19 protein-coding genes are annotated in these 21,476 nt (G+C 37.2%); 9 read left to right on the top strand and 10 right to left on the bottom strand.

From position 1 onward, the window contains the following. Positions 1-30 precede the first annotated feature (30 nt). Positions 31-501: a LysM peptidoglycan-binding domain-containing protein gene (locus tag ACH2AZ_RS07505; RefSeq protein WP_394907332.1), complete on the bottom strand. Its 471-nt coding sequence runs from the start codon at positions 499-501 to the stop codon at positions 31-33. A gap of 171 nt (positions 502-672) precedes the next feature. On the opposite strand from ACH2AZ_RS07505, the gene ACH2AZ_RS07500 reads away from it, so the two are divergent. Beyond that, positions 673-1,365, top strand: a complete 693-nt coding sequence (locus tag ACH2AZ_RS07500) for a zinc metallopeptidase (RefSeq protein WP_394907331.1) — start codon at positions 673-675, stop codon at positions 1,363-1,365. Positions 1,366-1,418: 53 nt separating this feature from the next. Here ACH2AZ_RS07500 and ACH2AZ_RS07495 read toward each other — a convergent pair whose 3' ends face one another. Beyond that, positions 1,419-2,789, bottom strand: a complete 1,371-nt coding sequence (locus ACH2AZ_RS07495) for a saccharopine dehydrogenase family protein (RefSeq protein WP_394907330.1) — start codon at positions 2,787-2,789, stop codon at positions 1,419-1,421. 70 nt (positions 2,790-2,859) lie between these two features. Between ACH2AZ_RS07495 and ACH2AZ_RS07490 the strand changes: the two genes are divergently transcribed. Together ACH2AZ_RS07490 and pckA are read left to right on the top strand one after the other, a co-directional pair. Continuing rightward, positions 2,860-3,249 (top strand): DUF423 domain-containing protein, encoded by a 390-nt coding sequence (locus ACH2AZ_RS07490; RefSeq protein WP_394907329.1) that lies wholly within the window; start codon positions 2,860-2,862, stop codon positions 3,247-3,249. Positions 3,250-3,320: 71 nt separating this feature from the next. Beyond that, complete coding sequence (pckA, locus tag ACH2AZ_RS07485) at positions 3,321-4,916, top strand: phosphoenolpyruvate carboxykinase (ATP) (protein WP_394907328.1); 1,596 nt, start codon at positions 3,321-3,323, stop codon at positions 4,914-4,916. A 76-nt stretch (positions 4,917-4,992) separates the two neighbouring features. Here pckA and ACH2AZ_RS07480 read toward each other — a convergent pair whose 3' ends face one another. Both ACH2AZ_RS07480 and ACH2AZ_RS07475 read right to left on the bottom strand, forming a co-directional pair. Next, the gene (locus tag ACH2AZ_RS07480; protein WP_147862300.1) at positions 4,993-5,739 is read right to left on the bottom strand and encodes a uroporphyrinogen-III synthase; all 747 of its coding nucleotides are present in this window, start codon (positions 5,737-5,739) and stop codon (positions 4,993-4,995) included. Positions 5,740-5,767: 28 nt separating this feature from the next. Continuing rightward, entirely contained in the window at positions 5,768-6,421 is a 654-nt protein-coding gene (locus ACH2AZ_RS07475) for a DUF4271 domain-containing protein (protein ID WP_394907327.1), read from the bottom strand. Positions 6,422-6,512: 91 nt separating this feature from the next. Between ACH2AZ_RS07475 and ACH2AZ_RS07470 the strand changes: the two genes are divergently transcribed. Genes ACH2AZ_RS07470 through ACH2AZ_RS07460 form a run of 3 tightly spaced genes read left to right on the top strand, consistent with a single transcriptional unit; the run spans position 6,513 to position 8,964 of the window. Next, positions 6,513-7,241 carry a polyprenol monophosphomannose synthase gene (locus tag ACH2AZ_RS07470; RefSeq protein ID WP_379048004.1) on the top strand — a complete coding sequence of 243 codons (729 nt, stop codon included), beginning with the start codon at positions 6,513-6,515 and terminating at the stop codon, positions 7,239-7,241. Further along, positions 7,238-8,581: a dihydroorotase gene (locus ACH2AZ_RS07465; protein ID WP_394907326.1), complete on the top strand. Its 1,344-nt coding sequence runs from the start codon at positions 7,238-7,240 to the stop codon at positions 8,579-8,581. Before ACH2AZ_RS07470 ends, ACH2AZ_RS07465 begins: the two co-directional genes overlap by 4 nt. Then, on the top strand, positions 8,578-8,964 hold the full coding sequence (locus ACH2AZ_RS07460; protein WP_394907325.1) for a DUF4296 domain-containing protein: 387 nt from the start codon (positions 8,578-8,580) through the stop codon (positions 8,962-8,964). The genes ACH2AZ_RS07465 and ACH2AZ_RS07460 overlap by 4 nt, the downstream gene beginning before the upstream one ends. Positions 8,965-8,973: 9 nt before the next feature. On the opposite strand, the gene ACH2AZ_RS07455 is transcribed toward ACH2AZ_RS07460, so the two are convergent. Beyond that, positions 8,974-9,993, bottom strand: a complete 1,020-nt coding sequence (locus ACH2AZ_RS07455; protein WP_394907324.1) for an NAD-dependent epimerase/dehydratase family protein — start codon at positions 9,991-9,993, stop codon at positions 8,974-8,976. 72 nt (positions 9,994-10,065) lie between these two features. Between ACH2AZ_RS07455 and tyrS the strand changes: the two genes are divergently transcribed. Further along, a complete protein-coding gene (gene tyrS / locus ACH2AZ_RS07450) occupies positions 10,066-11,364 on the top strand; it encodes a tyrosine--tRNA ligase (protein ID WP_394907323.1) in 1,299 nt (432 codons plus the stop codon). Between the two features lie 158 nt (positions 11,365-11,522). Here tyrS and ACH2AZ_RS07445 read toward each other — a convergent pair whose 3' ends face one another. The 4 genes from ACH2AZ_RS07445 to ACH2AZ_RS07430 all read right to left on the bottom strand — a co-directional run bounded on the left by ACH2AZ_RS07445 (position 11,523) and on the right by ACH2AZ_RS07430 (position 18,496). Beyond that, on the bottom strand, positions 11,523-12,506 hold the full coding sequence (locus tag ACH2AZ_RS07445) for an acyl transferase (RefSeq protein ID WP_394907322.1): 984 nt from the start codon (positions 12,504-12,506) through the stop codon (positions 11,523-11,525). Positions 12,507-12,590: 84 nt separating this feature from the next. Further along, positions 12,591-14,324: a T9SS type A sorting domain-containing protein gene (locus tag ACH2AZ_RS07440; protein ID WP_394907321.1), complete on the bottom strand. Its 1,734-nt coding sequence runs from the start codon at positions 14,322-14,324 to the stop codon at positions 12,591-12,593. 197 nt (positions 14,325-14,521) lie between these two features. Next, entirely contained in the window at positions 14,522-15,691 is a 1,170-nt protein-coding gene (locus ACH2AZ_RS07435) for a hypothetical protein (RefSeq protein WP_394907320.1), read from the bottom strand. Positions 15,692-15,709: 18 nt separating this feature from the next. Next, positions 15,710-18,496, bottom strand: coding sequence for an outer membrane beta-barrel protein (locus ACH2AZ_RS07430; protein ID WP_394907319.1), 2,787 nt, complete (start codon positions 18,494-18,496; stop codon positions 15,710-15,712). A 184-nt stretch (positions 18,497-18,680) separates the two neighbouring features. Here ACH2AZ_RS07430 and ACH2AZ_RS07425 point away from each other — a divergent pair, with 184 nt between their 5' ends. After that, positions 18,681-19,364: a response regulator transcription factor gene (locus ACH2AZ_RS07425; protein WP_379048031.1), complete on the top strand. Its 684-nt coding sequence runs from the start codon at positions 18,681-18,683 to the stop codon at positions 19,362-19,364. Between the two features lie 6 nt (positions 19,365-19,370). Next, complete coding sequence (locus tag ACH2AZ_RS07420) at positions 19,371-20,423, top strand: sensor histidine kinase (RefSeq protein WP_394907318.1); 1,053 nt, start codon at positions 19,371-19,373, stop codon at positions 20,421-20,423. Here the strand turns inward: ACH2AZ_RS07420 and ACH2AZ_RS07415 are convergent. Beyond that, the gene (locus ACH2AZ_RS07415; protein ID WP_394907317.1) at positions 20,392-21,447 is read right to left on the bottom strand and encodes a glycosyltransferase; all 1,056 of its coding nucleotides are present in this window, start codon (positions 21,445-21,447) and stop codon (positions 20,392-20,394) included. The two genes, ACH2AZ_RS07420 and ACH2AZ_RS07415, sit on opposite strands and share 32 nt — an antisense overlap. Between the last annotated feature and the right edge of the window lie 29 nt (positions 21,448-21,476).

The raw sequence follows: 21,476 nt of genomic DNA, 5'->3' as shown, positions 1-21,476 counted from the left end.
AACGCGTTGCTTAAAAGTAGCGCGTTTTTTTTAATTCGGTATACGAATTACTAAACCTGTAAAAATATCAGAGGGCGCTGTTAAAAGTGGCTTATTAGCATTTATTATTTTATCGATATAGCTTTCATCCCCATAAAATCGTTTGGCAATTTTTTTTAAATTGTCATTAGGAGTTATTTCATAAAACTGTGAAGGTTTCTTAGCGTTAGCTTCGCCGCTAGTTGATTCTTGGTAAAGAGACATTTTGTCATTCACACAAGCAATACCTTTGGCGTTTCCTAAAAGTAATATAATTATTTCTTTAGTTTTTTGGCAATTTACTTCACCATAAACCGTCAAGATGCCGTCTGCTAACTCTAAATTTAAATCGTGAATGCTCATCTTGTGAATATTTAGCAAATTGCGCATGTTCTGTATGGCTTGCGCATTGGCTTCGGCAGTAGTGTGCTCAAAATCAAAAAGGCAAATTCCCTTGCTTTTATCAAACAAAAAAGATTTCATAAAATACTTTTTATTAAAGATACACTAGTGTTAAGCCTTGCGGAAATTTTTGTTTATAAATACTTGTTAAAAAACTTGAGGAAATATTTATTGTCTGTCAGGTTATTTTTAAATTTTAAAATTGGTGCTATTTTTGCTAGTTGAGTGCTAAACAATAAAAGTTAATCGACCATGATGGGATATTATGTAATTGCTGGTTTAATTATGCTTGTAAGCTGGTATGTAAGTAATAAATTAAAAACTAAATTTAAAAAATACAGCAAAACGCATTTGCAAAACGGTATGAGCGGGGCAGAAATAGCACGCAAAATGCTAGAGGATAATGGAATTTATGATGTTAAGGTAATATCAACACCAGGACAACTAACAGATCATTACAATCCTAAAGACAAAACCGTTAATCTCAGTGAGGCGGTGTATAATCAACGAAATGCTGCTGCGGCAGCTGTGGCAGCACATGAATGCGGACACGCAGTACAACACACGACGGCTTATAGCTGGTTAACAATGAGAAGTCAACTAGTTCCCATAGTAAGTGTGGCTGCAAATTATAGTCAATGGGTGATTATGGGAGGTCTTATACTAATGTCTGCTGTTTCTTTGGGAGTAGGTAAAACTGTATTATTGGCCGGAATTATTATGTTTGGTTTGGGTACACTCTTTAGTTTTATTACGCTTCCTGTAGAATATGATGCCAGTAACCGTGCTCTGGCTTGGCTCGAAGAGAAACAAATTGTTACCTCTACAGAATATGATGATTCTAAAGATGCGCTTAAATGGGCCGCTAGAACGTATGTGGTGGCAGCTGTAGGCTCATTAGCTACGCTATTGTATTTTGTAAGTGTTTATATGAGTAGAGATTAAAAGGATAATTAATAAAAAAAAGCCGACTTACCACCGGGTAAGTCGGCTTTTTTTTATCCTACTACATTATCAATATTGTAGCCTAGATACGGAACTTCCTTTTCTTTAAATACAATCCCAAAGTCTTCTAGCTCTTTTAAAATGGGTTCATACACCTCCTGACTTATAGGGCGTAAAACACCTGGGGTTTTAATTTCTTTATTAAGTATTTTTAAAGTGGCAATACCCACCGGTAAGCCAACCGTTTTAGCCATCGCGGTGAAAGTCTGATCTTCGCCAATATGCACCATAGTAGAGTCAATTTGTTTTTTCTCCCCGTTTAGTTCATAACCAAATTTATGGTACATAACAATCATGTCCTTATCATCTGGAGCCAAAGTCCATTTCTCTTCTAAGATTTTTTGAAGCGCTTGTGCAGGCGTTGCATCTTTTATACCTATGGTTTTATTTTTATTAAATAAATCAAGTTCAAGTAACTTTTCCCACATCAAATCATCTTGATCAATTTTTAAAGAATGGCGCATTTTCAACTCTACCGAGTCTGTAGGAGAATAAGGTAAGAAAGCATTCACAAAATCACGATAGCTCATATGCTCCGAATTTTGCATAGTATAGGTGTCATCAGTCATTCCAAGTTGAACAAACATATTCCAAGCTTTACTAAAGCCTACTCGGCGTAGCGTTCCACGATAAAGGGTTTTAATATCTTCTAATCCGTAAACCTTTTGGTACGCTAGCGAGTTGCGATTGGCTAAGCCTTCGAATTTACCATAGCCTTCCACTTCAAGAAATTCGGTTCTTCTAAAAAGGCGGTGATAGGGAATGTATTTGTATTGGCCTTCTTGAATAAATTCAGCAGCGCCACCTTGTCCAGCCACCACTACATTTCTAGGATTCCAAGTAAATTTATAATGCCAAAGATTATTATCGCTTTCGGGAGCAACTAAGCCTCCTGTAAACGATTCGAATAAGAGCATTTTGCCGCCAGACTGGCGTATGCGATCAATCACCTGCATAGCGCTCATATGGTCAATTCCAGGGTCAACACCTATTTCATTCATGAAAATAAGCCCTTTGCTTTTTACTTGTTCGCTTAGGGTTTCCATCTCCTTACTCACATAAGAGGCAGTTACTAGATTTTTTCCTAAGCTAATACAGTCTTTAGCAACCTCGATGTGAAAGCGAGCGGGAAGCATAGAAATCACAATATCGGCTTCGCTTATAGCGGATTTTCGATCATTCTCATTAAAAATATCTAAGCTTAAGGCTTTAGAATTCTTATGGTTGCCAGCCAGTTTTTGGGCTTGTTCTAGGTTCAAGTCTGCGATTACTAACCTTAAATTTTCTTGGTCTGATTTGTTTTGTAAATATTGTATAAGAGCCGAGGTTGATTTTCCGGCACCAATAATAAGAATACTTCTCATAAGTTAAACTAAGTTGATTAAATTTGTGTTTCGTTTCCGAAAGTAATAAAATTTAATTCGGCTTAAAAATATGCAAAAGAAATTATTGATTTTGGGTGCCGTACTAGGTCTATTGGGAGTAATTTTAGGCGCTTTTGCTAGTCACGGTTTAGAAAAATTATTAACTAATGAACAGCTTGAAACCTTTCAAGTAGGGGTGCGTTACCAGTTTTACCATGCCTTTTTAGCGTTAATTCTGGGGAGCACCACATTTATACCTAATAAAGCCAAAAATACTTTATTTGTACTCTTGCTCTCTGGGGTAACATTATTTTCAGGGTCAATTTATGGGTTGGCAACCAACGCTTTAACTGGCTTTGATTTTACCAAAATTGCGCTACTAACGCCAATAGGAGGCTTGCTTCTGATTAGCGCTTGGGTGCTGATTTTATTTCAGGTACTAAAAATGAAAACTAAATAAAAGAAAGCTAATTCTTTATATGTTAGTGAATATTGTTATTTTTGTTCAAAGAACACAACTCAAAATTTTTTATGGTGGACAATAATAAAACCACGCAAGAATTTTCGCTAGAAAATTACGGTATAAAAGACGCAAAAATCAATTATCAACTTTCTTCTGAAGAGCTTCACGAAATCACTGTGCAAAAAGGCCAAGGTGTAACGGTGAACTCTGGTGCTCTGGCCGTAAATACGGGAGAGTTTACAGGAAGATCGCCCAAAGATCGATTTATTGTAAAAGATGATGTAACACAAGATGAGGTATGGTGGGGAGATGTAAATATACCTTTTGACCCAGCTAAATTTGATGCCCTTTATGCAAAGGTTGTAGATTACCTATCGGGTAAAGAAATTTTTGTAAGAGATGCATATGCTTGTGCAGATAAATCATACCAATTAAACATTCGCGTTATCAATGAGTTGCCTTGGAGCAATATGTTTGCGCATAATATGTTTTTAAGACCAACCGAAGAAGAATTAAAAGATTTCTCTCCAGAATGGACGGTGGTAAACGCACCTAACTTTATGGCCGATCCAGAAATAGACGGTACAAGGCAGCATAATTTTGCTATTTTAAACTTTAAAAAGAAAATTGCGCTTATAGGTGGTACTGGTTATACCGGCGAAATCAAAAAAGGTATTTTTTCTGCCCTAAACTTTATTTTACCCGTAAATAAAAATACGCTACCTATGCATTGTTCTGCAAACGTGGGCGAGGCAGGTGATACGGCAATATTTTTCGGCTTATCGGGTACGGGTAAAACTACCTTGTCGGCCGATCCAGAGCGTAAACTTATAGGTGATGATGAGCACGGATGGACAGCCGAAAACAAGATCTTTAATTTTGAGGGAGGTTGCTATGCTAAAGTAATTAACCTTTCTTCAGAAAAAGAACCAGACATCTATGGTGCTATTAAACCTGGAGCCATTCTTGAGAACGTAATCATAAAAGATGGAGAGGTAGATTTTGATGATACTAGTATTACTCAAAACACTAGAGTGAGTTATCCTATTTATCATATTAACAACATTAAAGAGCCTTCGGTAGGAGAAAACCCGAAAAATATTTTCTTTTTAACTGCAGATGCTTTTGGAGTATTGCCTCCCATCAGTAAACTTACACCAGGGCAGGCAGCTTACCATTTTATAAGTGGTTATACTGCAAAAGTGGCCGGAACAGAAGCAGGTATTACAGAGCCTGTACCTAGTTTTTCTGCTTGTTTCGGAGCGCCATTTATGCCACTACATCCAACGCGTTATGCAGAAATGCTAAGCCATAAAATGCAAGAGGCAAATGTAAATGTTTGGTTGATTAATACGGGGTGGACAGGTGGCCCTTACGGAATCGGTTCTAGGATGAAATTAAAATACACGCGTGAAATGATTTCTTCTGCTTTAGAAGGATTACTATCTGATGTGGAGTATCAAGAGCATCCTATATTTGGTCTACAAATGCCAAAAACTTGCCCTAATGTACCCAATGAGGTGCTTAATCCAAGAGATACTTGGAAAGATAAAGAAGCTTATGATGTTAAAGCCAAAGAATTAGCTTTATTCTTTAAAAATAACTTTAAGAAGTTTGAAGAATACGCCAATGAAGAAATTATGAATGGCGGACCCAAGGCATAAACTTTAAATGTATTATTACAAAAAAGAGGCGGTTGTAAGACCGCCTCTTTTTTGTAATAATAATAAAAACTTGAAACTATTTTTTGTTATGCTCTTTAATATATTTTTCTAAAGCCATTGTCATTGATGGAGTCTCTGGAGTTGGAGCTTTGATATTTACCTCCAAGCCATGCTCTTTGGCTGCTCTAATTGTAGAATTTCCAAAGACAGCGACACGCGTATTATTTTGTTTAAAGTCTGGGAAATTCTCGAAAAGTGATTTAATACCACTCGGACTAAAAAATACCAATACATCATAAAAAACTTTTTCTAAATGAGAAAGATCGCTAACAACAGTTTTATAAAATATACCTCGTTTCCAGTTTACTTTTATCTTATCTAGTTCTTTTGGAATAAGTGGTTTAAGCATGTCTGAAGAAGGGAGTAAAAACTTTTCGGTTTTGTACTTTTTAATTAAAGGTATAAGCTCAGGAAAAGTACGCTTACCCACGTAAATCTTTCTCTTGCGGTATACTACGTATTTTTGTAAATAATAGGCAACAGCTTCACTCTGGCAAAAATATTTCATAGTGTCAGGTACCTCATAGCGCATCTCTTTGGCAATTCTAAAGAAATGGTCTACTGCATTTCTACTTGTTAGAATTATAGCCGTGAATTGACTCAGATCTATCTTTTGCTGCCTAACATCTTTTGAGGTTACCCCTTCTACGTGTATAAAAGGAATAAAATCAATTTTCACCTTTTGTCTCTCCTCCAACTCTGTATAGGGAGAGTTCTCCATCTTTGGTTCTGGCTGAGAAATTAGAATTGTTTTTACTTTCATCGATAAGCTGTTTGTTAAATGCTGTTTTTTATGTAATCACTTTATATAAAATAATATAGGGAGCGATTTCAAGGCTGCAAAGGTACAAAATAAAATAATACCAATACAATATAAGCGACTTTTGCTGTTTTATGTAATAAACAATCAAGCCACCTGTTTGCAGAAGAACCATCATTCCAATGCAGATTAAACTGATTAATCTATGGTAGTTTAGCGTATAAATCAATAAAAATAATAAGGGTATGAAGTATAAACTAAAAAGGTTGCGATAAGTGATTTTATAAAAAATATAATTATCGATTAAGGGTTCGATTTTAAATACTACGGCCGTTATTTTCTCAACCAAATATTTTAAAATACTTAGCGCAGCAAAAATCACAAGAATTTGAAGGTATAAATTAAAATTGTATGTTGTAGAAAGTAAATCGGTTGCTTTGAATAAAACAAATAAACCTAAACTGGCAATTAGTTGATGAGCTAAAAACAAAAGCAGACTAAACAGGCTTACAACATTTGGGCTTTTTTTGTATTGTGTGAAATAAACATTTGAACGATACAACTCCTTAAATTGAATAAACCGATTTCCAAAGGCACGAGCCGTACCGGCTATAAGAGCCATAGCTATAAGTAGAACAATAATAATCCAATCTTGCGGTATTAAATTTCTAAGGCTGATATCCAAGCTACACAATTTATTTGCAAATTTAAGACTAAATTGACGGATAGGGCTTAATATTTCATCCTAAAAATAAGTACATTTGTCACCAAAAAATATGTCCAATCGCTTAGTCATCATACCTACCTATAACGAGGCCGAGAATATTGGGCATATTCTGGATGCTATTTTGCGCCTTCCGCTTAGCTTTGACGTTTTGGTGGTAGACGATAATTCGCCAGATGGTACTGCAACCTTGGTAGAAGAGAAAAAGCAACTGTACAAAGATTGCATTCATTTGCTTTCTAGGTCAAATAAATCAGGATTGGGTACGGCCTATATTGCCGGATTTAAGTGGGCTCTAGCGCGAAGTTATACTCATATTTTTGAAATGGATGCCGATTTTTCTCACAACCCAAAAGATTTAGTACGTTTGTTTAATGCTTGCGAAGAAAATGACGCTCAAGTGAGCATAGGTTCGCGTTATGTTACTGGGGTTAATGTTGTTAACTGGCCTATGAAACGTATACTGTTGTCATATACGGCCTCTAAATATGTTAAGTTCATAACCGGTATGCCCATCCACGATACTACGGCTGGTTTTGTCTGCTATAAGCGAGAAGTATTAACAGGTATTAATTTAGATAAAATACAATTTATAGGCTATGCTTTTCAAATTGAAATGAAATTTAAAGCATATTTGAAGAAATTTAAGATTGTAGAAGTTCCAGTTATTTTTACAGACAGAGAAAGAGGAAAGTCAAAAATGAACGGGCGCATAATTTCGGAAGCGATTTTTGGCGTTTTAAAAATGAAATTTAAGAGTTTATTCGGTAAAGAATTATGAAAAAGATATTGATTAAAAATGCTAAGATTGTAAACGAGGGCAAAGTTGAAGAAGGTGAGGTTTACATTGAAAATGATACCATTGTTGAGGTGGCGCCAATCATCAGTGTTAAATCGCAAGATGTTCATGTGGTAGATGCCGAAGGGAAATATCTATTACCTGGAGCCATTGATGATCAAGTTCATTTTAGAGAGCCCGGCTTAACGCATAAAGAAGATATAGAACACGGAAGTAAGGCAGCTGTTGCAGGAGGAATAACTTCGTTCATAGAGATGCCCAACACTCAACCACAAACCACTACACATGAGAGGTTTGCAGAAAAGTTTGCTATAGCAGCTAAATCCGCTTACGCCAATTATTCTTTTATGTTTGGCGGTACCAACGATAACTTAGAGGAAATCAAAAAAATTGATCCAAAAACCACCCCAGCGCTAAAGTTATTTTTGGGTTCTTCTACTGGTAATATGTTGGTAGATAATGAAGAAGTCTTAAAAGAAATTTTTACGCAATCTCCTGTTTTGATTTGCGTACATTGTGAAGATGAAACTACCATAAAAAATAATTTAGAAGAGTATATAAGCAAATATGGAGAGGACATCCCCATAGAGAATCATCCCAAGATTAGAAGTGAAAAGGCCTGCTATTTATCTTCATCTCGCGCTATTGCTTTAGCCAAAGAAACCGGTGCAAGACTTCACGTGTTTCATTTGAGTACAGCTAAGGAAATGGAACTTTTTGATGGGAAAAAGCCCTTAAAGGATAAAAAGATAACCGCCGAGGTTTGTATACATCACCTTTGGTTTAATGACACCCATTATGCCGATAAAAAAACCTTGATTAAGTGGAACCCTGCCGTTAAAACACAACAAGATCAGGAAGCCTTGTTTAAGGCCTTATTGCAAGACAAAATAGACGTTATCGCTACAGACCATGCGCCACATACATTAGAAGAGAAAAATAATGTCTACACCAAAGCACCAAGTGGAGGGCCTTTAGTACAGCATGCTTTACCGGCCATGCTTCAGTTTTATCATCAAGGTAAGATTACCTTGCCTAAAATTGTCGAAAAAATGTGTCATAATCCGGCTATTCTTTTCCAAATTGAAAGGAGAGGTTTTATCCGTGAAGGCTATAAAGCCGATTTGGTTTTAGTCGATCTAAATGCGCCTTGGACAGTGCAAAAAGAAAATATATTATATAAATGCGGGTGGTCGCCATTTGAAAAAACAACTTTTAAGTCACGAATCACACATACTTTTGTAAATGGTGCATTGGTTTACCATAATTTTAAAGTATTAGATGTTCGAAATGCACAAGCTTTAAGTTTTCAAAGATCATGAAACATCTAGTTGCACTTTTTCTAATGGTTTTTTTGGTAATAACTGGTTGTCAGAATATCGAAGAGGCACCAAAGCCAGATTCGCTTATAGATGAAGAAACCATGGTAAATTTGTTATTTGATTTGCATTATACAGATGCAATTCAAGGGTATAGCGGCACCAAGTTTATGCAACGGGACATAAAGGTGAATAAGTTAATCTTGAAAAAATACAATATAGACAGTCTTACTTTTGTAGAAAACGCGAATTACTATTTTGAAGATGCCGAAAGAAACGAACAAATCTATCGAGAAGTTTTAGAGCGTTTAGAAGCTAAAAAGGCGGTTAATGATAGCTTATTGAGAAAAGAAAAAGAGGTTGAGAAGGCAAATGCCTTACCCTAATATTCATTACTATTTTTGTTGAAGATAATGCTGGCAAATTCGTTTGATGCTTTGACTCAAATCGGTGAATTGAAAATCTAAGTGCTTTAATAATTTTTCTGAGCTATATAGCCTCATGGTATCGCTGTTTCGTACAAAAGTTTTACTGATGTGTTGGCGTGTGCCCAATAGTTTTCTACCTAAAAATTGAATGAGCCACAACAAATATAGTATAGGTTTCTTGGCTTCAAATTTTGGGGCCGGCACCCCCAATTGCTGTGCTGCTTCCGTAAAAAACTCTTTAAAGCTTAGCGATTGGTTAACAACGATATACGACTCATTTTGTATAGGGCTCTGCATTAGTAAGACCATAATACTACAAAGGTCTTGAACGTCGGTAAAACCTGTTTTTTTGTTAATGTAAAACTTTGAACCTTTTGCAATTTTTTGAAATAACCTACCGCTACTTTGTTCATAGAATCCTGCTCCTAGTATAACTCCAGGATTAACAATTATTACTGGTAATTTTTCTTGAGAAGCTCGCCATACTTCCATTTCGGCACCATACTTAGTGATGCTGTAATTGCTGTAAACCTGATTGCTTTCTCTTATAGAGGTTTCAGTGATTGGTATTGTAGGTTTTATCTCTTGCCCTAAAGTGGCAATAGAGCTAACGTGACATAGCTTTTGTACCCCTGCTGTAAGCGATAGGTTTACTACGTTAGCCGTACCTTCCACATTAACTTTGTATAATTCCTTAAAGCCACGATTCGATGGTTCGTCGGCTACTAAACCTGCGCAATGGAATACCCATTTTACGTTTTGCATAGCCTTTTCTAGTTGAGGGATATCTAGAATAGAAAGTTTAACCCAATGTATCCGTTCTAAAAGCGAATGAGAAAGTTGATAATAAGAAGCTAATAGCCTTAAGCTGTACTCTTTTTTATAATCTTCTCTATAAATCGCACGTATGTTACTTTCTTGCTTTTCAAGCAGTTCAGCCAGCAGGTGTGTGCCCACCAAACCTGTTGCTCCCGTCACTAAAATCATAGTGTAAATATAGGAATTTTTGTGTTTAATAAATACAGAAACCAGTATCTTTGCCAAGATAAATCAGTAACAATGGAGAATAAAAACTTTGTACAAGAACTCAAGTGGAGAGGTATGTTAAATGATGTGATGCCAGGAACAGAAGAGCATCTACTTGAAAAAATGCGTTCGGCTTATGTAGGTATAGATCCTACCGCAGATTCGTTGCATATTGGCCATTTGGTAAGTGTTATGATGCTGCGTCACTTTCAACTGGCAGGACATAAACCAATGGCTTTAATAGGTGGTGCCACGGGTATGATTGGAGATCCTTCGGGTAAATCGGCAGAGCGTAATCTATTAGATGAAGAAACGCTTAAGCATAACCAGGACAGCATTAAAAAGCAATTAGAACGTTTTCTTGATTTTTCTGAAGGAGAAAACAATGCAATTTTGGTCAATAACTATGACTGGATGAAGAATTTTTCTTTTTTAGACTTTGCACGTGATATAGGTAAACATATCACAGTAAATTATATGATGGCAAAAGATTCTGTGAAGAAACGTTTCAGTGCTGAATCTAAAGAAGGGATGAGTTTTACTGAATTTACTTATCAATTGATTCAAGGTTATGATTTTTTACACCTTTATCAGCAAAAAGATTGCACCCTACAAATGGGAGGTAGCGACCAATGGGGTAATATTACTACGGGTACAGAAATGATAAGAAGAATCGGGAAAGGTAAAGCTTATGCTTTAACCTGTCCGTTGATTACAAAAGCTGATGGTACAAAATTTGGAAAAACAGAAGGGGGTAATATTTGGTTAGATAAAGAGCGTACCTCACCCTACAAATTTTACCAATATTGGTTAAATACTAGCGATAAAGATGCCGAAAAATATATTAAGATATTTACCTTTTTAAGTCAGCAAGAAATCCAGAACCTTTTGAAAGAACATCAGGAGGCTCCTCATTTACGTTTACTTCAAAAACGATTAGGAGAAGAGGTGACCAAAATGGTGCACGGCGAAGAGGATTATGAAAAAGCTATTCAGGCCTCAAAAGTCCTTTTTGGAAAGAGCACATCAGAAGACTTAAAACAATTAGATAAAGCTACTTTTCTAGATGTCTTTGAAGGAGTGCCACAGGCAGTGGTGAGCAGAGCCGATATTAAGCAAGGCTTAGATATGATTGCAGCTCTCTCGGCTAAGACTAATTTTTTATCTAGTAATGGTGAAGCGAGAAGAGCTCTTCAAGCCAATAGTATTGCGGTAAATAAAGAAAAAGTAAAGGAGGATTTTGTTATTCAACTAGAAGATCTAATCAATGATCAATATGTGATTCTTAATAAAGGAAAGAAGAATACCTATATTATCGCTATTGCGGATTAAACCGAAGTTTTAAAATACCGGTATAAAAAAAGAAACCCCAGCAGTGCTGGGGTTTCCTACTAACTAACCAATCTATTATGAAAAAACTTTCATCTTAGCATAATATAAGACGAATTTAAGGCAAAAAACTTACACTTAAAAATAACTTTAACAAAATTTTATAATAAAAGTAAATTACAACCGCGAATATCACTTGCGTCAAAGCGCCCAATAACCCTAAATTCATTGGTGTTGAGCTTACTTCCGAGATCTTGTGTTGCAATAAAAGAACATGAGTGCACATTGGCTAAATCAATTACGTTTATACCTCCAGTTTTTCCGTTTTTAAGAATTCTAGTGGGTTCTTCAGGATCACGTATTAAAATATCCATCCAGGCAGCTGGTTTAAATATTCCTTCTCCCTTCGAGTACGCCTGTGAGAGCAGTTCTGTCATTCCGTATTCACTATGAATGTTTGATAAATTAAATGCTCTACCAATTACTTGGTGCAATTCTTCCCGAATCATTTCTTTTCGTCTGCCTTTCATGCCTCCTGTTTCCATTATTATTGTGTGCTCTAATTTCATCGGAAATTGCTCGGCTAGATCCAATAAGGCAAAAGAAACACCTAATAATAAAGTTTTTTGTTTTTGCGACTCTAGCAATTTTAAGGTTTGCACTAATTCTTCTAAATTGTTGAGGTAAAATCCGCTTTTAGCATGATTGCTTTCTGCGATTAAATCTTGCGCCATAAAAATGAGAGAGGAGCCTTCTCTTTCTAAATACGCAGGTAACAGAGCTAGTACAGCATAGTCTTTAATATTGCCGTAAAATTGTTTAAAAGTAGTTCTAAAGCTTTTTTTATAAAGGTTAAGTTCATTTACATAGTGTTTGCTAGTTGTCTGTCCTGTGGTCCCGCTACTACTAAAGACTACTTCGGCAGAGGTGCTTGCACTATAAATTTTATTCGATTTAAAAAACTGAATGGGTAAAAAGGGAATCTCCTCTTTTTGGTTTACCTGTTCTGGTGCTACCTTAAGGTAATCGCAAAACTGTTTGTAAATTGGTACTTTATGGTATTGATATTGGAAAACTTCAAGACAAACCTCGTCAAAAGTACGCTGATTGGAAATGGCAAATATTTTATTTTCTAATTTCGTCATTTTGCGAATGCATTTGCGGTAAAATTACGAATAAAAAAAGCACTCTGGTGTAGAGCGCTTTTTTTAATTGAGAAACGAATTAAATTATTCTACAATTAGCTTTTGGGTTACAGTGTTACCATCTGCTTTGATTTGTACCAAGTACATACCAGCAGCAAGGTTAGAAACGTCGATACTTTTTACAGCGTTATTTGCCTTAAAAATTCGCTCTCCTAAAATCGTGTAAACACTCACTTCTACCTGATTTAAATCGCGGTACTCAAAGTTAACCACAGATCCGTTAGCAGGGTTAGGGTACATATTGATTTTGCTTAATAACTCAACAGATTGAGTAGATAAGGCAGCGTTAAAGTCGTTAGAACTTCTTGGGAATATTTGAGCAGTTACGTTTGTTCCGTCATCGTAAGATGAAGCGATTCCTACTACATTTTGGTATTGTCCCGCGATTACGGTACCAATATAATCTGCACTGTAGAAGTTGGTTCTTAATACTGTATTGTCATTACCATCGTTTAAAGTATAGTTGGTGCCAGTTGCAAAAGTAGCTGTACCATCTGCTTCAGTAATGGTTACATTTTGAAATGCAATTAACTCAGACTCATACATCTCAGGATTAGCATTATAAGCACTGATAGTAAGAATTTGTGGAGCAACGTTATTACCTGTTGAAGTAGCTGCACCTGGATCGGTTTCTGGTACAAATTGCATAATGCCACCAAACTCGGTTAAGGTACCCTCAATTCCTGTAATTCCGTCACCGATGTTATACGTAGTAGTAATTACACCGTTGTTATCATCGATTAAGATTGCAGCAGTAGCATCTTGAATATACTTCTGACCTCTAAAAGACTGTTGCATAGTAAGTACAGCTTCACCGGTTAAGATGTATTTCTCGTTTAAGGTTTGTGTTCTTAAGGTAGCTAAATCTGCAACAGGGGTAGACGGGTCACAAGCAGGAGAAGTTATGGTTCCTGAAATGTTACAGTTGGCACTAGTAATGGTATAGTTCAAGTCGGTTCCTTCGGTAATACCTGAAATAGTAACCGTACCTGTTGCTTGTGTATTGGCATCGTCACCTCCTAAGGTACCTTCATTAAGACTAAGCGTATAAGTTTCTGTTCCTCCACCTGAAAATGAAGCAGTAACGGTATACGTGTCTGTACCACTAGTTTTTGCATCACAGCTTACGTCTGTAATAGTAAAGCTTAATGGGCATGGAGTACCAGCTGTAGTATAAGTTCCTAAACCAATGATGCTCTCAAAAGTTGCACCACCTTGGCAAGCACCTAAACCATCTAAGGCTCCGTTATAGAAATCCCAATCGGCTGCGGCAAATGTACCAGCCGTAGTACCAGACTTACGCTTCGCGTAGCCATCTTTGTATTCCCAAACTTCTCCTGTACCGTCTTGGCTGTCTACGCCGTACTCATCTACAGATACGCTTGGGTTACTATCTAAAACTAGGCGAATACGGTCATTACCGTTAAAATTCATCACACTTGCCGTAGTAGCAAAGGTATTGGTTGCGCTAGGAAACTCAGTTGCAAAACTCGGGTCATCTGCATACACATAAGCAAAAGCATCGGTAAGGGTACCAAGAGAAGCTAAGTTTAAAGCGTTACCCCAAGTGGTATTGGCATTGGTTTGGTTCTCTAAAGAGTACAAAGAAAAATCTACAGTACCTTGAGCGTAGATTTCTAATACTTTAGGATTACCACCTGAACAATCCCCATCGGAAATCATGGTAATAATAGGTCCTTGAGCAAAACTAAATAAGCCTGTAAGGAGCATGAAAGTTAAAAAAGTAATTTTTTGCATAATAAATTTATTTAATGATGTCATCAAAGGTACAAATATGTACTAGGATTTGGTATGATTTTAATCAATTTTTTTATTTCTTAACTTATTAGGCGATAATATATAGACCTGATTGTTAATTGATTAAAAACTAAATTTAGGGTTTATTTATTTAACAGTGGGAAAGATTTAAAACTTTCCCACTGTTATTGTTTGATTTACTGATTGAATCCGCCTTGAGCCGAGAAATTAGTCCAATTGGCAAAAGCGCTTTCATCTGCACCACTTGCCGCAGGGTTTTCATCGATTAATTGAGTGGCAATGTCGGTCTGATCTACGTTATTAACCACTAAGTTGTTGTACTGGTCAAAGAAAGTATTGGTAAAAGATAATTCACCATTAGTTACTTCTTGTGTTTGATCGTTTACAAAAATCATGCTGTCATAATTATATCCTACAATATTGTCAAAAATACCCGCCGTACCTTGTTTTAAGTCAAATGCAGCTTTACCAGGTCTATTGTGTCCTCGTAGGGTAACATTACTCACTTGGGCTTTAGAGCGTGGGCTAGCATTGTTCTCTCCACTTCTGTTGGCTAATTCAAAAGCAAAATCTCCAGTAGCATCGTATTGGTAAATCACAACGTTGTTTAAGCTTCCGCGGAAACCTTCATCCCAATCGATTGAATCATCTTCCATTCCTACGGCTGAAAGGTTCTTGGCATTTACCGTACCTCCATAAAACTCAAAACCGTCATCTGCACCTTCAAATGCTTCGCAATACTCTACTACAGTACCGCTTCCCACTGCAAAAAACGAGAAAGCATTGAATTCAAATTGACCATCTGAAGAGGCTTGACCGGCATACTCTACACGAACATATCGTAAAACTCCAGAGTTGTCGTTATCGTCGTTTCCGCCGTAAGGCAATTGTCCTGCTTCAGATAAAGAAGTGCCGCCAGGAGCGTTCATTTTAGCTTTACCGTGTATGCCAATACCACCCCAATCGCCATCGCCTCCTTCTGCATTTTTATTCTCAGAAGTAAATACAATTGGCTCTTGTGCTGTACCTTCAGCCATTATTTTACCACCTTGCTCAACGAACAAAAGGTTGATTCCGGCAGCTTGATCTTCGGCAGTTACCGTAAAAGTAGTACCTTTTTCTATGGTTAAAGTAGCACCATCTTTAACAGAGACCGCTCCGCGAAGAGCGTAATTTCCTTTAGGAACAAATAAGTCTTGCGTGATTTCACCTGTAAGTACGTCACCTTGAAGAATATCCTCATTCACAGGGTTGTTGCTTGAGTTTCCTTCGTCATCGCTGCTGCACGAGAACAGCATACCCAAAAGGGCTGTGGCTAAAATGGTTTTGCTGATTGTTTTTTTCATTGTTTTAAAATTTAAAGGTTAAAATGTATATGTAAAGTTTAATCCAAAAGTAATTCCCTGGTCAAAACGTTCAATTTGATTGCTAAAGCGGTCGGGAAAACGAACGTTTTGCGTTGGGTCTTGTGTAAATAAAGTTTCTTCATTTAAGAGGTTACGCACGGTTAGCTTAACGCCAAACTTCTTGTTGAATTGAGTGTTCCAGGTAAGGTCTAATTGGTTGAGAGGTTTTTCATAAATCTCGTCTGCACCTTCAACTCCAACGGCATAAATACGTTTTCCGTAGGTGTTAAAAATCAGGTTGATTTTAGACTCTAGTTGCTCCTTATCAAACAATTGATAGCCTAAATCGGCATTTAAGCCCCAGTTAGAAGCACCTTGTAATTTTCTCTCTTTATGGGTAACCACTGCAAAACGAGGGTCATTCTCATCGGCCTGAGCCTTTGAATTCATTAGTATGGCATTTAAACCAAATTGCCAAGGCTTAAGCTGATCAATTTTACTTACATTCCCTAGGTTTAATTTCATTTCAAATTCCAATCCGTAAAGGTGTGCGCTTTCAAAATTGTCGAAAAAGGTACGGTAACCAACCGAGGTAGAACGCGCCAAACGCTCAATAGGATTTTTTAAATACTTACCAAATGCGGTTACGGCAAGTAGCTCGGCATTACTAGGGAAAATTTCGTACTTGATGTCTAGGTTATAATTGGTAGAGTTTAATAAATCGGGGTTACCAATTACTTGGTTACCGTCACCATTTTGGTATACTGTGGGTAAAATTTCGCGTAAGCGTGGTCTGGTATTGGTAATTGATGAGGTGAAACGCAAATTAGACAACTCGTTTAAACTGTATTTTATGTTTAAAGATGGATTGATGTCTAGCGGATCATACTTAATCTTGCTAAAGGGGGTGTCGGGACGGTCTAAAGGCTCACGATAGCTGATCTCTCGTATAGCTTTTTCTACGCGTACCCCTGCTTCTAAGACTATTTTTTCCCACTGTCTGTTGAATTGTAAATAACCCGCATGAATACCTTGGGTGATTTCACTTTTGGCAGTCGGATCAAATGTACTCGAATAACTTAAAAACCCGTTGGCAAATCCTGTCTCGAAGAAATCTTGTGGGTTGTTGGTATTCAATGCGGGAAGATTGTTGGTATTAACTTGGGCAGTAATAAATTTATTAAAGAAGTCATAGGCAATTAGATCGGTTTGATAACCTATCTCTAGATGACCCATAAATTCTTCTGATTCTGTAGGGAGTAATCCTAAGCGGTAAGCCACTCTAGCATTAAAGTTTTGGTTGTCTAATTCTTGGTAAAACTTAAAAGGATTAATCCCATTAGTGGTAATGTACTCTGCATCTTCACCTACTCCAGCAGCACGTAGTACACGTCTATCAGGTACTTGATTATTTCCGAGACCCACAGCGCTGGCAAAGTGCAATTCTTGCCTTTTTCCGTCTAGAGCATATTTACCTAAAAGTTGAAAATTTACTTGCTGATTCTCGGTATACCGCATATCTCGAATAAAGAAATCTCGATTATTCAACTGGGTAAATCCATCATTTCGGCCATAGGCTTCTCGAATGAAATTAGAACTGTTTTGTAGGTAAATTGTATTAAAGGTTAGATCTAATTTTTCATATAAATTGTAGTCTAAACTTAGCAAAGCCGATTTTTGTGTACGGTATTCATAGGTAGATGAGGTAAAATCTTGTCCGGCTGTACCTTCAGAGTTCAAAGTACGTTCAACACCGTCTTGGGCGCGATGTGAATTTCTAAAATTCATACTTAAAACCATACCAAGATTACTATTATCTGAACTAAAAAGGCGCTGACCGTGGGTAATCCCAAAGCGTGTGTCTAGGGGTGCTTTTCTTTTTTTAGGGGTCCAAGAGGTCGAAAAAAGCTCACCCGATTCACGCGGTGAAGCACTGTAACTCAGGTCGCCAATTTCAGAAGGTAATGCACGCGAGTCTCCCGTATAACCGAATAATTCGGTTCCGCTAGCATCATCGGTATAAAAATCTTTAAAAGTGGTTTTAGTATTATAATTTACGCCAAAATTTATTTGTGTTTTAGGCTTAGCAGGAGCTTTTGGTGTATTTATTTTAAAGGTAGCTCCCGCAAAATCACTATACAAATTGGGAGAGAAAGTTTTTAAGACATCAACCGAACTTACAATCGAAGTGGCGATATAGCTAAGCGGAATGATTTTGAAATCGGGATCAGAGGAGGCTAATGGCAAGCCGTTTACCAGTAGGTAGTTGTAACGGTCATCTAATCCGCGCACAAAGACCCCACGATCTTGAACCATAGTAATTCCCGACACCTTAGAGACGCCTTGTTCTACATTACTTACAGCTTTTCGCGATAATTCTTCGGCACCAATCGATTGCTGCATCTGAATCGCATTTTTTTGATCAAGTAAAAGTGCTACTTCAGAGTCTCTGCTCTTTACTGCAGTAATCATTACTTCTTCTAATGCTGCTGCACTCGATTTTAACCCAGTGCTTAAACGCGTAGTTTGATTGGCTTTAATTTTAACTCCAGGAATGCTTACGGTTTCGTACCCAACAAAGCTGAATACAACTGTATAGGTACCTTCAGGTACTTGGGTTATTTCATAATTCCCATCAAAATCAGAGGTGGTACCCTTATTGGTATTCTTTAAGGTAATATTGGCAAAAGGTAGCGGTTCATTGTTCACTTCCTCATCGGTAAGGTTACCGCTAATACTTCCAAATTCTTGCGCCCAGACCAGGGGTGTTAGGCAAAATAATAATAATGTTAATGTAGTTTTCATTGCAGTTTTCATTTACGCTGCAAAGAAATTTTATAATCACAAGAAAAAAGTTATCCCGTTGTTAAGTATCTTTAAACCTATGTTAGCAAATGGTTATCTATGTTAAGTTGGTAACGTTAATTCTTAACAAAGTGGATAGCCTAATTTTAACTATTTTTACACCAGCATAAATATTGTATAAAACATGAATAAAAGTGATATAAAGATTCTGTTAGTCGATGATGAACCCGATATTTTAGAAATCATAAGCTATAATTTAAAGCAAGAGGGGTATCAAGTGTTGACGGCTGAAAACGGGAAAGAAGGAGTTCGAAAAGCCAAAAAGCATCTACCCCAATTAATTGTTTTAGATGTTATGATGCCCGAAATGGACGGCATGGAGGCTTGCGAAAAAATTCGTCAAGAGCCCCAATTAGAAGATAGTTTGATTTGTTTTCTTACCGCTAGAGGAGAAGACTATTCTCAAATGGCAGGTTTTGATGCTGGAGCAGATGATTATATAACCAAGCCTATAAAACCTAAGGTGCTGGTGAGTAAGGTTAAGGCTTTATTGAGACGAACTCAACCTTCAAATAGCGATCAGGGAATTACAGAAATTGGTGATATTACCATCAATCAAGAAGAGTATAAAGTAATGCTAGGCAAAAAAGAATTGATTTTACCCCGAAAAGAATTCGAACTATTAGCTTTGCTCGCATCTAAACCAGGAAAAGTCTTTAAGCGCGAAGATATTCTAGCTAATGTTTGGGGCAACGAGGTGGTTGTTGGTGGGAGAACCATAGATGTGCACATCAGGAAATTACGCGAGAAAATGGGCGATAAGCGCTTTAAAACCGTCAAAGGTGTTGGCTATAAATTTGTAGTGTAAAAAACTATGGGTAAAGAAATACAAAAATCCTATAAATTTGCAACCGCTAGTGCCAGCCTCATTAGTGTAGTAATGCTAGGCTTAGCAGTGCTCCTACAAGCCATTTATATCGAGGTGCATATCGGGCCAAGTATCCTGTTTTTTGTACTCGCGTGGGTGACCACCTTTTTACTGATTCAATTGCGGTTAGAAAGTTACATCTTTAAACGGGTTAAAGAGGTTTATGATAAGGTTGAATTAATTGAAAGCTCTGCCATTAAAAGTCCTAGAATCACAACCGATATGAATACCCTAATTCAAGAACTCGAGCATTTTGCCGAAGTTAAAAAACTTGAAATAGAGACCTTAAAAGATCGTGAAAATTACCGCAAAGAGTTTATGGGTAACATCTCTCACGAGCTTAAAACACCGCTTTTTACCGTGCAAGGCTATATTTTAACGCTATTAGATGGCGCGATTAACGACAAAAAAGTTCGTGAAAAATACTTACAACGCGCAAGCAAAGGCGTTGACAGATTGGTTTATATTGTGAAAGACCTCGACTTGATCACCCGGCTCGAGATGGAGGATATACAATTAGAAAAACAAGATTTTAATTTGGTGGCTTTAATACAGAATGTATTCGATTTGTTAGAAATGAAAGCCCATAAAAAAGACATCAGTTTTACTTTTGATACCGACTATAATGCGCCTATTTATGTGCGTGCCAATAAAGATAAAATACAACAGGTTTTAATCAATTTGTTTGTAAATTCGATAAAATATGGAAAACACGGAGGCACTACCGAAGTAGCGATTGAACCTTTGGTGAAAAATAAATTGATTGTGCGCATTACAGATAATGGCGAAGGAATACAGAAAGAAAACCTTAACCGCATTTTTGAACGTTTTTACCGCATAGATAAAAGCGGATCTAGAAAAGAGGGTGGTGCAGGACTAGGTTTAGCTATAGTCAAACATATACTCGAGGCACATCAAGAAAGCATTTACGTAGAGAGCGATTTTGGAACAGGCAGTGAATTCTCTTTTACGCTCGAAAAATCGAAAACAAAGCTTTAAAATCGGGAGCCTCAAAAGTAGGAAATCCTTTTATATTTTTTAGTGCCTCTAATTTGCGCCATGTAAAGGCCTCTTGTGTGCAACTTGCCGCCCAGCCTTGCTTCGAGAAATAGCTTGCTAAATACTTTTGTTCGGGTTGCCCCGGTGTGGGAATTAAAAATGCCTTAAGGCCTAAAGCGCAAAAATCCATCAAGCTACTATAACCAGAACGGGCAATAACAAAATGACTGCGTTCTAAAACATGCTGTACTTCGGTTCTAGTAGCAAAATCAATTATTTCTAGGTGGTTAGGAACTTTATCTAGTTTTAATTTTTTATCGCTTCCGCGGATAAGAACAACGGGTATTTTGCTAAATTCAATCGCCTTAAGTAAAATGACTTCTAACTCACTACGCTGCGGCTCTGGGCCAGACAATAGTATGCAAATGTGTTTTTTCGCAACGGGGTGAGTATCCGCTTTAAGCTGACTTAATAAACCGATTTTTTTTATCTTAACTTGTTTTGAGGTTTTGTGTTGACTCAGCTTTCCTGCAAAAGCCAACTTATGCGTGAAGTCCGGAATCCAACAATGCGAATGTGCTCGAATGACGTGCCAGTGTAGCATATTGGCAATAGATTGGCCAGCGCCCAAAATACTGGTTTGATGGGTGAGGTAAACACTGGGTATGCCCAATAGCACCGCTCCGGGTCGGTTATCACTAATTACTCCAGAAAGTTTTTCTTTTTTGTGTATGGCTAGAATCTGTTTTTTATCAAAATAATTATTCTTAATCCAACTAAACACCTGGAAAGCCAAGATGGCTTTTAAAAAGGCAGGTTTTCGGCTATAGCGTACTTCGTAAGCTTGCAAGCGATAAGACTTAAGATGCGGAAAGTTTTTTGTGAGCAAAGCTAAAGCCAAGCCATCTGAAGCCACAATAGGTTCAAAACCTTGTTGTTCGAGTGCTGCGATTAAGGGTATACAGCGGCTGGCATGCCCCAGCCCCCAATTTAAAACAACTACTAAAATTTTTGGTTTTTGCATCGCTTAAAAATACAACATCCTGCAATATT

This window comes from uncultured Mesonia sp. (genome assembly GCA_947499595.1).
Lineage (GTDB): Bacteria > Bacteroidota > Bacteroidia > Flavobacteriales > Flavobacteriaceae > Mesonia > Mesonia sediminis.
The sequence above is the reverse complement of the archived record's forward strand: the minus strand, read 5'-3'. Positions and strand labels throughout refer to the sequence as shown.